The 12,640-nt window shown below is 64.0% G+C and carries 14 protein-coding genes; 8 read left to right on the plus strand and 6 right to left on the minus strand.

The features are described from left to right. Positions 1-122: 122 nt before the first annotated feature. The 6 genes from BLR85_RS14930 to BLR85_RS14955 form a co-directional block, all read right to left on the minus strand. Positions 123-1,121, minus strand: coding sequence for an ABC transporter ATP-binding protein (locus BLR85_RS14930; RefSeq protein WP_093157585.1), 999 nt, complete (start codon positions 1,119-1,121; stop codon positions 123-125). A gap of 11 nt (positions 1,122-1,132) precedes the next feature. After that, complete coding sequence (locus BLR85_RS14935; protein WP_170844585.1) at positions 1,133-2,152, minus strand: Gfo/Idh/MocA family protein; 1,020 nt, start codon at positions 2,150-2,152, stop codon at positions 1,133-1,135. Continuing rightward, complete coding sequence (locus BLR85_RS14940; protein ID WP_093157588.1) at positions 2,149-2,988, minus strand: carbohydrate ABC transporter permease; 840 nt, start codon at positions 2,986-2,988, stop codon at positions 2,149-2,151. The genes BLR85_RS14935 and BLR85_RS14940 overlap by 4 nt, the downstream gene beginning before the upstream one ends. A 10-nt stretch (positions 2,989-2,998) precedes the next feature. Next, on the minus strand, positions 2,999-3,922 hold the full coding sequence (locus BLR85_RS14945) for a carbohydrate ABC transporter permease (protein ID WP_093157591.1): 924 nt from the start codon (positions 3,920-3,922) through the stop codon (positions 2,999-3,001). A gap of 317 nt (positions 3,923-4,239) precedes the next feature. Next, on the minus strand, positions 4,240-5,496 hold the full coding sequence (locus BLR85_RS14950; protein ID WP_093157594.1) for an ABC transporter substrate-binding protein: 1,257 nt from the start codon (positions 5,494-5,496) through the stop codon (positions 4,240-4,242). A gap of 21 nt (positions 5,497-5,517) precedes the next feature. Next, on the minus strand, positions 5,518-6,417 hold the full coding sequence (locus BLR85_RS14955; protein ID WP_093157597.1) for an N-acetylmuramic acid 6-phosphate etherase: 900 nt from the start codon (positions 6,415-6,417) through the stop codon (positions 5,518-5,520). Between the two features lie 219 nt (positions 6,418-6,636). On the opposite strand from BLR85_RS14955, the gene BLR85_RS14960 reads away from it, so the two are divergent. From BLR85_RS14960 to hypB, 8 genes are all read left to right on the plus strand, one after another. Further along, on the plus strand, positions 6,637-7,503 hold the full coding sequence (locus BLR85_RS14960; RefSeq protein ID WP_093157600.1) for a glucosamine kinase nucleotide-binding domain-containing protein: 867 nt from the start codon (positions 6,637-6,639) through the stop codon (positions 7,501-7,503). Next, the gene (locus BLR85_RS14965; protein ID WP_093157603.1) at positions 7,500-8,264 is read left to right on the plus strand and encodes a GntR family transcriptional regulator; all 765 of its coding nucleotides are present in this window, start codon (positions 7,500-7,502) and stop codon (positions 8,262-8,264) included. Before BLR85_RS14960 ends, BLR85_RS14965 begins: the two co-directional genes overlap by 4 nt. Positions 8,265-8,272: 8 nt before the next feature. Beyond that, positions 8,273-9,301 carry an SIS domain-containing protein gene (locus BLR85_RS14970; RefSeq protein ID WP_093157606.1) on the plus strand — a complete coding sequence of 343 codons (1,029 nt, stop codon included), beginning with the start codon at positions 8,273-8,275 and terminating at the stop codon, positions 9,299-9,301. After that, positions 9,298-10,461 (plus strand): N-acetylglucosamine-6-phosphate deacetylase, encoded by a 1,164-nt coding sequence (gene nagA / locus BLR85_RS14975; protein WP_093157609.1) that lies wholly within the window; start codon positions 9,298-9,300, stop codon positions 10,459-10,461. The genes BLR85_RS14970 and nagA overlap by 4 nt, the downstream gene beginning before the upstream one ends. A 164-nt stretch (positions 10,462-10,625) precedes the next feature. Then, the gene (locus tag BLR85_RS14980; RefSeq protein WP_093157612.1) at positions 10,626-11,123 is read left to right on the plus strand and encodes a c-type cytochrome; all 498 of its coding nucleotides are present in this window, start codon (positions 10,626-10,628) and stop codon (positions 11,121-11,123) included. Between the two features lie 171 nt (positions 11,124-11,294). Then, complete coding sequence (locus BLR85_RS14985; protein ID WP_093157615.1) at positions 11,295-11,522, plus strand: HypC/HybG/HupF family hydrogenase formation chaperone; 228 nt, start codon at positions 11,295-11,297, stop codon at positions 11,520-11,522. After that, a complete protein-coding gene (gene hypA / locus BLR85_RS14990) occupies positions 11,515-11,907 on the plus strand; it encodes a hydrogenase maturation nickel metallochaperone HypA (protein ID WP_093157618.1) in 393 nt (130 codons plus the stop codon). The genes BLR85_RS14985 and hypA overlap by 8 nt, the downstream gene beginning before the upstream one ends. After that, entirely contained in the window at positions 11,900-12,640 is a 741-nt protein-coding gene (gene hypB, locus BLR85_RS14995; RefSeq protein WP_093157622.1) for a hydrogenase nickel incorporation protein HypB, read from the plus strand. Before hypA ends, hypB begins: the two co-directional genes overlap by 8 nt.

The raw sequence follows: 12,640 nt of genomic DNA on the forward strand, positions 1-12,640 counted from the left end.
CACGACGGCTGAAGCGCTCGTCATGGCCCGGGCAAGTTTTCCGCGCTTCTGCCCCCTGCACTAACCCTAACTGGCGTTAGAGTTGATGCCGTGGGCGGCTGGGGCCGCTCCCGGTTCCCCGCTCAGGAAACGCGCGCTCCCGATGAATCGAAGCTGAAGCTGTCGGCCTCGTCGAAATCGATGCCTACCACCGAGTCGGTTTCCACGTCATGCTGTCGGAACAGGCGGACCGTCACGACGCAGCCATCACCGAGATCGACCAGGACATTGGTGTCGCCCCCGAGTTTTTCGACATGGGTGACCTTGCCGGATGCCCGCCCTGCGCCATCGAGCAGGATATGTTCGGGACGAATGCCGATCGTGAGACCCGCCGCGCCGCCAAGGCGTTCGGCCGGCAGGAAATTCATCGACGGCGCCCCGAGGAACCCGGCGACGAATTGATTGGCCGGGTTGTTGTAGAGCTCCATCGGGGAGCCGACCTGCTCCACCCGGCCATCGCGCAGCACCACGATCTTGTCTGCCAGCGTCATCGCCTCGGTCTGGTCATGGGTGACGTAGACCATGGAAGCGTGGAGTTGCCGGTGCAGTCGGGCGATCTCGATGCGGGTATTCATCCGGAGCGCGGCGTCGAGGTTGGAGAGCGGTTCGTCGAAGAGGAACAGTTTCGGCTCACGCACGATGGCGCGGCCGATGGCCACCCGCTGCCGCTGGCCACCCGAAAGCTCCGAGGGGCGGCGGGCAAGGTAATCCTCCAGCGACAGCATCCGGCTGGCCATTGCGACCCGTTCCGCGATCAGATCTTTCGACTGCCCTTCCTGTTTCAGCGCCAGCGTCATGTTCCCCTCGACCGTCAGGTGCGGGTAAAGCGCGTAGGACTGGAATACCATGGCGATGCCGCGCTTCGCCGGCGGCACCTGGTTCACGATCTCGCCACCGATCTCGACCGTCCCTTGGGTCGCGTCTTCGAGCCCCGCGATCACCCGCAGAAGCGTGGACTTGCCGCAACCGGACGGTCCGACAAAGACGACGAACTCGCCTTCCACGACTTCGAGATCGATATTGCGCAGGACTTCGACCTTGCCGAAGGACTTGCAGATATTGGTGAGTTTCAGGGCGGTCATCGGCGTTTCCTTCAGAGGTCGATGGCGCGGCCGGAGCGGATGCTTTCGTCGGCGGCAAGGCAGATACGGAGCGATTGCACCGCATCCTGGGCGTGTCGGGTGAGATCGATATCCTGCGTGATGGCACGGAGCATGAAGGCCTGTTCGGCATCGCACAGCTCCTGGTGGCCCGGCTCGCCGGGGAAATCGACCAGCTCGTCGCCACCCGCGCGGTGGATCTTGAGCGTGCCGACCTTCGTGTGACCCTCGACGGAATCGGAATCGTGATCCGAGAGCGTAACGATGGACACCGCGCCCCTCGGCGAGACGATATCCTTCACGAAATGCGCGGTCTCGGACATCATCGGCCCCCATCCGGCCTCGTACCAACCGACGGAGCCATCGGCGAAGATCACCTGGAACTGGCCGTAATTATACATGTCCTCGGCAATTTCATCGGAAAGCCGCAGCCCCATCCCGTGAACGCGCACCGGCGCGGCATCGGTCACCTGGCACATCACATCCACGTAATGCACACCGCAATCGACGATGGGCGAGGTGGTCTGCATAAGCTGCTTATGCGTCTCCCAGGTCGGCCCGTCGGACTGCTGGTTGAGGTTGAGACGGAAGACATAAGGCCCGCCGAGGGCACGTGCTTCCTTGATCAGCCGGATCCAGGAGGGATGGTGGCGCAGGATATAGCCCACGACGAGCTTCTTTCCGAGCCTTGCCGCGGTGTCGGCCACCCGTTGCGCGTCCGCGACGGTGGTTGCCAACGGTTTCTCGACGAAGACATGCGCGCCGGCCTCCATCGCCGCCACGGCATAGTCCGCATGGCTATCGGAATAGGTGGCGATGCAGACAAGATCGGGTTTTGTGGCCGCCAGCGCCTCCTCGAAACTGGAAAAACGCGGGTAGCCGTCCAGTTCTTCGGGCAGGCTGCGTCCCGACCGGTCGACCAGGCCGACAATCTCGCTGTCTTCATGGTGGTTATGGGCAAGTGCGTGGCTCAGCCCCATATTGCCGAGCCCGGCTATGAGGGTGCGGATCATTTGACAGCTCCCGACGTGATGCCGCGGATCAGTTGCCGCGAGAAGATGACGTAAAGGATCATGACCGGCAGGATCGCCATGGAGAGCGCGGAAAGCACCGCGTTCCAGTCGGTCACGAACTGCCCGATGAAGACCTGGCTGCCGAGCGTCAGCGTCTTGGTCGCCTCGGCGGGCGCGAGGATCAGCGGGAACCACAGGTCGTTCCAGATCGGGATCATGTTGAACACGGCAACCGTTGCCATGGCCGGGCGTACCAGCGGCACGACGAGGCGGAAGAAAATCGTGTATTCCGAGAGCCCGTCGATCCGGCCCGCATTCTTCAGATCATCGGAAACCTGCTTCATGAACTCGCTGAGGATGAAAACGGCGAGCGGCAGGCCCTGCGCGGTATAGACGAGGATCAGCGCCATCAGCGTGTTCACCAGCCCGGTCGCGACCATCATCTCCAGAATCGCCACCGTGCCGATCCGGATCGGGATCATGATGCCGAGCGCGAGGTAGAGCCCCATCAGGGTGTTGCCCTTGAAGCGGTACTCGGCCAGCGCGAAGGCGGCCATGGCGCCGAAGAGCAGGATGAAGAAGAGCGAACAGACGGTCACGATCATCGAGTTCTGGAAGTAGAGAAAGAAATCCCCCTGCTTGAACACGGTCTCGTAACCGATGGTCGAAAAGGTCTCGGAGGAGGGCAGGGCAAGCGGCTCGCGGAAGATCGCCTTGCGGGTCTTGAAGGAGTTGATGACGATCACGAAAACCGGGAAGAGTGCGATCAGCGTGTAGGTCAGCAAGATTGCGTGGGCGGCGGCGGTGTTGAGCGGGCTGCGACGAGCTTTGTTCATGTTTCGCTCCTCAGAACTGGTAGCGGCGCAGCCGCGTCTGGATGCCGAAGAGGTAGATGCAGACGCCGATCAGGATGATGACGAACATCGCCGTTGCAATGGCCGAGCCCATATGCGGGTCTCCGAGCTGTAGCTGGAAGCCGAAGAAGGTGCGGTAGAGAAAGGTTCCGAGGATGTCGGTGGAGAAATCCGGCCCCGCCAGCGCCCCTTGCGCGGCATAGATCAGGTCGAAAGCGTTGAAATTTCCGACGAAGGTCAGGATGGAGATGATGCCGATGGAGGGCAGGATCAGCGGCAGCTTGATCTTCCAGAAGGCCGACATGCCGGTGATGCCGTCACATTCGCCGGCCTCCAGGATCTCCTCCGGGATCGACAGGAGCGCGGCATAGATCAGCATCATCGGGATGCCGACAAATTGCCAGACGGAAACCAGCGCCAGCGTGGTCAGCGCATACTCCTCCTTGCCGAGCCAGGGGGCGTAGAGGGATTTCAATCCGACCGCGTCGAGCATCGAGGGAGCGATGCCCCAGATCGGCGAAAGGATCAGTTTCCAGGCAAACCCCACGATCACGAAGCTGAGAATTGTCGGGATGAAGATCGCGGAGCGATAGAGATGCGCAAAACGCAGTCGCGGGTGGCTGAGGATCGCGGCCAGAAGGACACCGATCGGATTTTGCACGATCATGTGGATGAAGAAGAACCAGAAATTGTTTCCGAGCGCGTTCCAGAACTGCTCGGACCAGATCGCGTCGCCGAAAAGCGTTTTGAAATTCTGCAAGCCGACAAAGACCCGCTGCTGCTCGATCTCGGTGAAGAGCGCAAGCCGCAGCGTGTTGAACAGCGGGAAGATCATCACCGCCGTGTAGACGATGACGGCCGGCGCGAGGAACACGAGGACATGCCAGCGAATTCGGGAGGAACGGGGCTCAGACATGGGCGAAACACTCCGGCTCCAGCCAAGGCGCCGGAGTGTCATCACCTTTCACGATCATCGGCGTCCCCGCCTGTACCGCGACTGCGACCTTGATTGATGTTGATTGAAAAAGCATGAACGGTCTGCCTCCTGGCTGGCCTTTCAACGCCTCCGGCGGGGATATTTGAGGAAAGATGATCAATGGGCTGCGAACTGTCCGACCCTAATTATGGCGATAACCCGGGCGCCATCATCTTTCTTGAAATATCCCCGCCGGAGGCTCCCGAACTCCCGGCTGGCGGAACGCCCGGGATACCGGGCGCCCCGATTGCAGCCTGTTACTGCTGCGGCTCGTACCAGCTCGCAAGACCGTCCTGCAGGCGCTTGCCGGCATCGGCAGGGCTCTCGGCGCCCTTGATCACCTGCGCGGAGGCGTTCCAGGTCTCGTTCTCGAGATTAGGCGTGCCGCGCGAGAGGATCTGGTAGGTCGAGCGGATGGTCGATTCACACTCGCCGCGCCAGGAGACGAATTCCTGCGCCAGTGGATCTTCCATCGGCACGTCGTGGTTGCTGAGCGAGAAGAAGCCCGGCAGCGCGTTGGCGTAGATCGTGGCGAACTCCTCGGTGCCCATCCAGTCGAGGAATGTCCGGGCGGCTTCTGCGTTTGGCGAGGCGGCGTTGAGGCCCATGGCGATGTCGGTATGGTCCGAGATGTAGCAGGTGTCGCCCGCATTCACGACCGGCGGTTTAAAGGCACCCATCTCGAAATCGGCCTGTGTGTTGAAGCCCGAGATCTCCCAGGAGCCGGCCGGGTAGATGGCGGCGCGGCCGAGGGTGAAGATGTTCTGGCTGTCGGGATAGGTTTGCGCCTCGAAGCCGTCGCCCAGATAGGCCCCCCATTTGGCGAGCTGCTCGTAGGGGGCGATCCATTGCGCATCGGTCAGCTTCTGCTCGCCCTTGATCAGCGCCAGACGGCCTTCCTCGCCCTTCCAGTAGTTCGGGCCGATATTCTGGTAGCCCATGGTGGCGGCTTCCCACTGGTCATTGGTGCCCATGGCCATCGGGATATAGGTGCCGTCTTCCTTGATCTTGTCGAGCGCGGCGAAGAACTCGGCTTCCGTCGCCGGAGCTTCGATGCCCAGTTCCTCGAAGGCGTCCTTGTTGTAGATGAAGCCATGGATCACCGAGGCCATCGGCACGCAGAAGGTTGCCGCACCGTCATCGGTCTGCCAGGCGGATTTGGCGACGTCGGAGAAATTGGCCATGCCGGCGAGGTCGTTCAGATCGACCAGATGGCCGGCGTCGTAGAGCGCGAGCGAGGCATCGAAGGGACGGCAGGTGATCAGGTCGCCTGCGGAACCCGCATCGAGCTTGGAGTTCAGAACAGCGTTATACTCGGCCGGCGCCGAAGGTGTGAACTGGACCTTGATGCCCGGGTTGGCGGCCTCAAAAGCGGGGATGATCTTGTCCTGCCAAAGTGTCAGGTCGTCATTGCGCCAGCTCTCGATGGTCAGCGTTACATCCTGGGCCATCGCCGAGCCCGCCACGAGTGCCGTAGAGGCAAGCAGGGCCGCGCAGGTGATCTTCTTGGTCATCTTCGGTTTCTCCTTGTTGGGTCAGTTGGTTTTTCTTGTCTGCAGATCGGACAGTGCGTCCCGGATCCGCCCGCGTGTCGCGGCAAGCGCTTGCGCCGCTTCCGTCTCAGAATGGCCGGCGGCAAGCAGGACCGCCGGCTTTACGGCGCCCCCGCTGCGTTCGAGGCAGGCCAAGGCCGCTTCCTGCGGGACGCCGGTGATCCGGGAGACGATCCCGGCCGCTCGGCCGCGCAGCTTTTCGTTATCGGCCAAGAGGTTGACCATCATGCCGTCATGCACATGGCCAAGCTCGATGCCCATCAGGGTCGACGCGATATTGAGCGCCGTTTTCTGGGCGGTGCCGGCGCCAAGTCGGGTCGAACCCGAGATCACTTCCGGCGGCGTTTCCAGGCAGATCGCGATATCGGCGGCCTGCAGCAGCGGCGTGTCGGGGTTGTTGGCAATCGCGACGACGCGCGCGCCCTTTTCGCGGGCCGCGGCGACATAGGCGAGCGGGTAGGGCGTGCTGCCGCTGGCGCTGAGTGCGATCACGAGATCGTCGGGGCGTGTCTCGGCGGCGGCGGCCCGTGCCGCGGCGCTGTCATCTTCCGTGTAGCCGGGCATGGTTGCATTCACGGGCACGCCTCCGGCCATGGAGAGCCGGATCCGGTCCGCGGGGATGCCGAACGTGCCGCCGAGTTCGGCTGCGTCAGCCAGCGCCATGAGGCCGGAGGAGCCGGCCGCAACATAGGCCAGCCGGCCATCGTTGCGCAGGGTCTCGGCCATGAGCCGGGCGGCTTGCGCGATCGCATCAAGGGCCGGACGGACGGCTTGCAAGGCGGCGAGTTGCCCATCGAGAAGCAGGTTCGCAACATCGCGAAGCGGCCGTGTGTCCAGGCCGGGAGCGTCGGGATGGAGATGTTCCGTTGCGGGCAGCGGCATGCGATTCTCTCCTGTCGCGTGCTTTCTCGATACGATACCTATTCAATACCTATTGTCTACCATTTTTCTGGCGAGACGTTGGGCTGTCCAGAAAAAACGATGAAATTCTGGACCTTAAGGGGCAGTATTTCAGCCTCTTGAGATCTTTAGCCTAGGGATGACCGGGTTGGACTACAAGAGGGCTTTTCGGACTTTCAAAGGTATTATATAGGTATCGCTATGGTTGAGTCCCGATCCCCCCTGCTGATTGGTGTCGATGGTGGTGGCACCTCTTGTCGCGCGGCGTTGCAGGCCGGTGGCCGACGCTTTGAAGCCCAGCACGGCCCGGCCAATGTGTCGACGGATTTCGAAGGGGCAATAGCGACGATCCGCTCCGCCCTCGAAGCGGTTGCAGCACAGGCGGGCCTGTCGGCGGAGGCGCTGTCGCAGGGTTATGCCCATATTGGCCTTGCCGGTGTTCAGAGCCCTGCAATGGCCGACAAGGTGGCCGCTTGCCTGCCGCTGGCGAACGTGGCCGTCACCGAGGATCGCCCGACATCCATTGCCGGGGCGCTGGGCGATGCCGATGGCGCCGTCGCGGCGATCGGCACCGGGTCTTTTATCGGTTGCCAGAAGGCGGGCAAGATCACCGGGCTCGGCGGGTGGGGCTTCCATCTCGGCGATCAGGCCTCCGGCGCCTGGTTGATGCACCGGGCCTACGAGGAGCTCATGCTGGCGCTGGACGGTCTCGCCGAGATGACGCCCTTTGCGACGATGCTGCTTGATACGCATGGCGGTGATGCCGGCGACGTGGTGCGGTTCTCGCTGCAGGCGCGTCCGGCCGATTATGCCCTAAATGCCCGGAAACTGGTTAAGGCGGCCGAGGCGGAAGATCCGCTGGCCGCGCGGTTGATGACCGAAGGCGCGAGTTATATCCGCCGCGGTCTCGACCGGCTGGGATGGCAGCCGGGGGAGCCGCTTTGCCTGACGGGCGGGCTCGGGCCGTCCTATGCGCGCTGGCTGGGCCTGAGCCATGTGCCGCCGCGCGGCACGGCGCTCGACGGCGCGCTGACATTGGCCGCACGCTTGCAGGAGGGCGCAAGATGAAAGTTGCCGAATTCCTCGACCCCGGCGCGTGGATGGAGACGATGGTTGGCCCGCGCTACGTGCGGCTGCGCAAGCGGATCGAGGAAGGCATCGACACGGGCATCTTTCCCGCGCAGGGCCCGCTGCCGCCCGAGCGCGAGGTTGCCAGCCTCACAGGCCTGTCCCGCGTGACCGTCCGCAAGGCAATCCAGGAGCTGGTCGAAAAGGGCATCGTCGTGCAACGGCAGGGCGCGGGCTCCTTCGTGACCGGCGCGGAACCCGGTCGCCGGGTGGAACAATCGCTCTCCCGGTTGACCTCCTTCACCGAGGACATGGCGCGCCGTGGGCTGGAATCGCGCGCGACATGGCTGGAGCGGGGCGTCTTCGTGCCTTCGCCGCAGGAGGTCGTCGCGCTGGCCTTGTCCTCGGGCGATTCCGTGGCGCGGCTGGCGCGCCTGCGGATGGCCGGAAACCGGCCGATGGCCATCGAGCGCGCCTCGCTGCCGCTCGACATCCTGCCCGACCCGCAATCCGTCGACCGCTCGCTCTACGAGGTGCTGGAGCGCTCCGGCAACCACCCGGTTCGGGCGTTGCAGAAGATCTCGGCGATCAATCTTGGCGAGCAGGAAGCTGGGCTGCTCGGGCTCAAGCCGCAGGATGCCGGGCTGAAGATCGAACGCACCAGCTATCTCGAGAACGGACGGGTCGTCGAGTACACCAGATCAACCTATCGCGGGGACGCCTATGATTTCGTGGCCGAACTGCGGCTCGCAACCAGATAGGATGAGCCATGCAAGCACCAGATTCCCAGATGCGGCGCGAGATCCGCGAAATTCCCGAAGCCGTCGAACGTCTGCTGGCGGCACCCGAGGCCGTGAGGGCCGCGGCCGATGCCATCAGGGAGCGTGACCCTGCCTTCGCCATCACCGTGGCGCGCGGGTCCTCCGATCACGCCTGTAGCTACCTGAAATACGTTTCCGAATTGACCCTCGGATTGCCCTCTGCCTCGGTCGGACCCTCGGTCGCCTCGATCTATGGCGCCAGGCTGAAACTCGACCGCGCGCTCTGCATCGCGGTGTCGCAATCGGGCAAGAGCCCCGACATCGTGGAACTGGCCCGCACCGCGCGGCGCGATGGGGCCTGTTCGGTGGCGATCACCAACAACCCGCATTCGACGCTGGCCGAGACCTGCGATCACACGCTGGATATCCATGCCGGCCCAGAACGCAGCGTTGCCGCGACCAAGACCTTCGTCACCTCCATCGTGGCCGGGCTGATGCTGCTGGCCGAATGGAAACAGGACGAGGAGTTGCGCCGGGCGATCCACCGGCTGCCGGACCTGCTGGACGGGGCCACGAAGACAGACTGGTCCGAGGTCTGCGATTCAATCGGGCTGGAGGAATCGCTCTTCACCCTCGGGCGCGGGCCGTCCTGGGCGATTTCCAACGAGGCGGCGCTCAAGTTCAAGGAAACCTGCCAGCTTCACGCCGAGAGCTATTCGTCCGCCGAGGTGCTGCACGGGCCGGTTTCGATCGTGGACGAGGGCTTCCCGGTTCTGTGCTTCGCCGCCGCCGACGCGGCCGAAACCGCGGTGACCGGCATCGCCGACAACCTCGCCGCGATGGGCGCGAATGTCTTCGTAACCTCGGCGCAGGCGAAAAAGGCCCGCAGGCTCGAACATATCCGCACGGCGCACCCGCTCACCGATCCGGTCAGCCTGATCGTCTCCTTCTACGCGATGGTGGAGCAGTTCGCGGCTCGACTGGGCATCGATCCGGACTCTCCGCGGCACCTCAAGAAAGTGACGGAAACAGTATGACCGGTTCCCCCTACGCCCTCGTGGGGGCGCGGATATTCGACGGCGCCGGCTTCCACGATGGCGCCGCGCTGCTGGTCTCGGCGGGCAAGGTCGCCGGGATCGTGCCGGAAAGCGATATCCCTGCCGGGCACCGGGTTGTCACGCTGGAAGGCGGAACGCTTGCGCCGGGTCTGGTCGATCTTCAGGTCAATGGCGGCGGCGGCGTGATGTTCAACGACGCGCCCTCCGTCGAGACGTTGCGGATCATGGCCGAGGCGCACCTCTCTCTGGGGACGACCTCCATTCTGCCCACGCTCATCACCGACACGCCGGAGATCACCCGGGCGGCCATTGATGCCGTCGCGGCGGCCATCGCGCAGGGCGTGCCGGGCATTGTCGGGCTCCATCTCGAAGGCCCGCACCTGTCCGTCGCGCGCAAGGGGGCGCATGACCCGAACCTGATCCGGCCGATGACAGAGCAGGATCTGCGCCTTTTGGTGGAAGCGGATGCGCGCCTGCCGGTGCTGTTCGTGACGGTCGCACCCGAGAACGTGTCGATGGAACAGATTCGGCGGCTCTCCGATGCCGGGGTGATCCTGTCGCTCGGGCATAGCGACTGCAATTTCGACACCGCCTGTGCCGCCGCCGATCACGGGGTGCGCTGCGTGACGCATCTGTTCAACGCGATGAGCCAGCTTGGCCACCGCGAACCCGGCATGGTCGGCGCCGCGCTTGCGCGTGCGGACCTGTCCTTTGGTTTGATCGCGGATTTCATCCATGTGCACCCCGAGGCGATCCGGGTAGCGCTTGCCGCCAAGCAGGGCGTGGAGCGTGTCTATCTCGTCACCGATGCGATGGCGCCGGCGGGAACCGACCTCGAGGCCTTCACCCTGAACGGGCGGACCATCCGGCGTCAGGCAAGGCGGCTGACGCTGGCGGACGGCACGCTCGCGGGGGCCGATCTCGACCTGCCGACTGCCATTCGGAACCTTGCCAGTCAGGGCGTTCCGGAAGCCGCTGTGCTTGCCATGGTGACGTCGGTTCCCGCGCGCGTGATCGGGCTTTCCGGCCGGATAGGCTCCCTGCAGCCGGGATTCCCCGCCGATCTGGTTTTGCTCGATCCCGGGGGGCAGAGCGCGCGCGTCTGGAAAGACGGCGAGGCGTGCTCGCCCACAGCCTAGGCCGGCCTTCCGAGCGCGTTCTCTCGTCACCAGGGATCCCCGCGGGTCTTGCCTTGCCGTTGCGCCATGTGCTGAACGACGCCCCATTGAAACGCACCGTAATCACAGGCGCGCCGAGGCGCGGGCTGGTTCGACAGGGCCGCCGACACCATCGAGGATATGATATGAGACGGAAAATCCGGCTGGCCGCGACCCTCCTTCTTTGCGGCATTGCCGCCGGGGCCCTGGCCCATGGCAGCGCCACCGGCATCGTGAGGGAACGCATGGACGGCATGTCGGCCATGGCGAAAGCCATGAAGAGCATCGCGCCGATCGTGAAGGGCGAGACAGCTTTTGACGCGGCGGCCGTGGCGTCCGGGGCGGAGACTCTCGTCGGTCATTCCGGGGACGAGATCACCTCGAAATTCCCGGAAGGCTCGGACGGGATGCCCTCGGAGGCGACCGAGGAAATCTGGACCGACTGGGAACGGTTCGAGACGCTCGCGCATCAGTTGGCGAGATACGCCTCTGCGCTCGCGCGCTCTGCCGGGGCGGATGCCGAGGGTCTTGTCGTGGATGCACATGTTCAGCAGGTTGCCGAGATGCCGCCCAAGGAGATTTTCGGCATGATCGGCAAGACATGCGCGGCCTGCCACGAGAGCTATCGGCAAAAGCTGGACTAGACCGGCACCCAGAAGCGCGGCCGCATTTGCGACCTGCGCTGTCTCCAATCTTGTTTTTGGCCATTAGCCGTGCCTCTATGGGACGCACAACACGTCAGTCCGCGGGCGGGTGCCGGTAAGGTGCGAAGAGACCAGCGGCGATCGGTGCCCCAAGAAGGGAGGACACAGCGCATGTGCCTTGCCGTTCCGATGCGCATCACGGCCATCGACGGTTTCGTTGCGACCTGCGAGGCCAGCGGAATCGAGCGCGAGGTGAACCTGTTCATGCTCCAAGGCGAGAGGCTCGGTGTCGGCGATTGCGTGCTGATCCATGTCGGCTATGCCATCAAGAAACTGTCCGAAGACGAGGCCCGGTCGAGCTGGGGGCTCTTCGACAAGATCGCGCCCTCCGATGCATGAGCTTTCGATCTGCCGCGCCCTGATCGAACAGGTGCGGGAAATCGCCCGGAACAATGACGCCTCCCGCGTGACGGAAATATCCCTGGAGGTCGGGCCGCTCTCCGGGGTGATGCCCGAATTACTGCTGGAAGCCTTTCCCATGGCATCCGCCGGCAGCATGGCGGAGGGCGCGCGCTTGATTGTCGATATGGAGCCGGTGCGTGTCTGGTGCAGCCGCTGCCAGTTGGAGAGCGCGGCAACGCTCAACCGCCTCGTCTGCGCGCAATGCGGAGACTGGCGCACGGAGCTGCGTTCCGGCGATGCGCTGATGCTGAAATCCGTGGTGCTTGAGGAGGCACGTTCCGAGCCTTCCGGGCAGCCTGCCGAGGAGCAAGGATATGTGTGATAGCTGTGGCTGCAACCTCCCCGCCGAAACGGGAGCAAGCACCGAGAACCGGAAGACCATCGAGGTGCTCGGCCATCTGCTCGAAGCCAATGACCATCGGGCGGGCCACAATCGGCAGTGGTTCGAACGGCATGGCGTTTTTGTGGTGAACCTGATGTCCTCGCCCGGTGCGGGCAAGACGGCGCTGCTGGAGGCGACGGCCGAATTGCTCGGCGAACGGTTTCGGATCGGCGTGATCGAGGGGGATCTGGAGACCGAGAATGACGCGAACCGCCTCCGGGCCCGTGGCCTGCCGGTCGCGCAGATCTGCACCGGCACGACCTGTCATCTGGACGCGCATATGGTGTACGGAGCGGCGCACGAACTGCCGCTCGACAGCCTCGATCTCCTCTTCATCGAGAATGTCGGCAACCTCGTCTGCCCGGCCAGTTTCGACCTTGGCCAGCACTGCAACGTCGTGCTGCTGTCGACGCCGGAGGGCGATGACAAGCCCGCGAAATACCCGGTGATCTTTCGCAAGGCGGATCTCGTGCTGCTCACGAAACGCGACCTCGCGCCCTACATGCCGGAATTCGACCCCGCCAAGGCGACGGATTACGTGCGTCAGCTGGGAAATGCCGCGCCGATACAGGAGGTTTCGGCCAGATCGGGCCAAGGGCTCGATGCTTGGGCGGCATGGCTGACGCGAGGCGTTGCGGAGTTGCGAAAGACGCGCGCCCTTACGGAGGCCTGA

The sequence above is a fragment of the Aliiruegeria lutimaris genome (assembly GCF_900099935.1).
Lineage (GTDB): Bacteria > Pseudomonadota > Alphaproteobacteria > Rhodobacterales > Rhodobacteraceae > Tropicimonas > Tropicimonas lutimaris.

What these genes read in the sequence shown, in the direction of transcription:
- BLR85_RS14930 (WP_093157585.1), bottom strand. Translation starts at nt 1,121, where the DNA reads ATGACCGCCCTGAAACTCACCAATATCTGCAAGTCCTTCGGCAAGGTC.
- BLR85_RS14935 (WP_170844585.1), bottom strand. Translation starts at nt 2,152, where the DNA reads ATGATCCGCACCCTCATAGCCGGGCTCGGCAATATGGGGCTGAGCCAC.
- BLR85_RS14940 (WP_093157588.1), bottom strand. Translation starts at nt 2,988, where the DNA reads ATGAACAAAGCTCGTCGCAGCCCGCTCAACACCGCCGCCGCCCACGCA.
- BLR85_RS14945 (WP_093157591.1), bottom strand. Translation starts at nt 3,922, where the DNA reads ATGTCTGAGCCCCGTTCCTCCCGAATTCGCTGGCATGTCCTCGTGTTC.
- BLR85_RS14950 (WP_093157594.1), bottom strand. Translation starts at nt 5,496, where the DNA reads ATGACCAAGAAGATCACCTGCGCGGCCCTGCTTGCCTCTACGGCACTC.
- BLR85_RS14955 (WP_093157597.1), bottom strand. Translation starts at nt 6,417, where the DNA reads ATGCCGCTGCCCGCAACGGAACATCTCCATCCCGACGCTCCCGGCCTG.
- BLR85_RS14960 (WP_093157600.1), top strand. Translation starts at nt 6,637, where the DNA reads ATGGTTGAGTCCCGATCCCCCCTGCTGATTGGTGTCGATGGTGGTGGC.
- BLR85_RS14965 (WP_093157603.1), top strand. Translation starts at nt 7,500, where the DNA reads ATGAAAGTTGCCGAATTCCTCGACCCCGGCGCGTGGATGGAGACGATG.
- BLR85_RS14970 (WP_093157606.1), top strand. Translation starts at nt 8,273, where the DNA reads ATGCAAGCACCAGATTCCCAGATGCGGCGCGAGATCCGCGAAATTCCC.
- nagA (WP_093157609.1), top strand. Translation starts at nt 9,298, where the DNA reads ATGACCGGTTCCCCCTACGCCCTCGTGGGGGCGCGGATATTCGACGGC.
- BLR85_RS14980 (WP_093157612.1), top strand. Translation starts at nt 10,626, where the DNA reads ATGAGACGGAAAATCCGGCTGGCCGCGACCCTCCTTCTTTGCGGCATT.
- BLR85_RS14985 (WP_093157615.1), top strand. Translation starts at nt 11,295, where the DNA reads ATGTGCCTTGCCGTTCCGATGCGCATCACGGCCATCGACGGTTTCGTT.
- hypA (WP_093157618.1), top strand. Translation starts at nt 11,515, where the DNA reads ATGCATGAGCTTTCGATCTGCCGCGCCCTGATCGAACAGGTGCGGGAA.
- hypB (WP_093157622.1), top strand. Translation starts at nt 11,900, where the DNA reads ATGTGTGATAGCTGTGGCTGCAACCTCCCCGCCGAAACGGGAGCAAGC.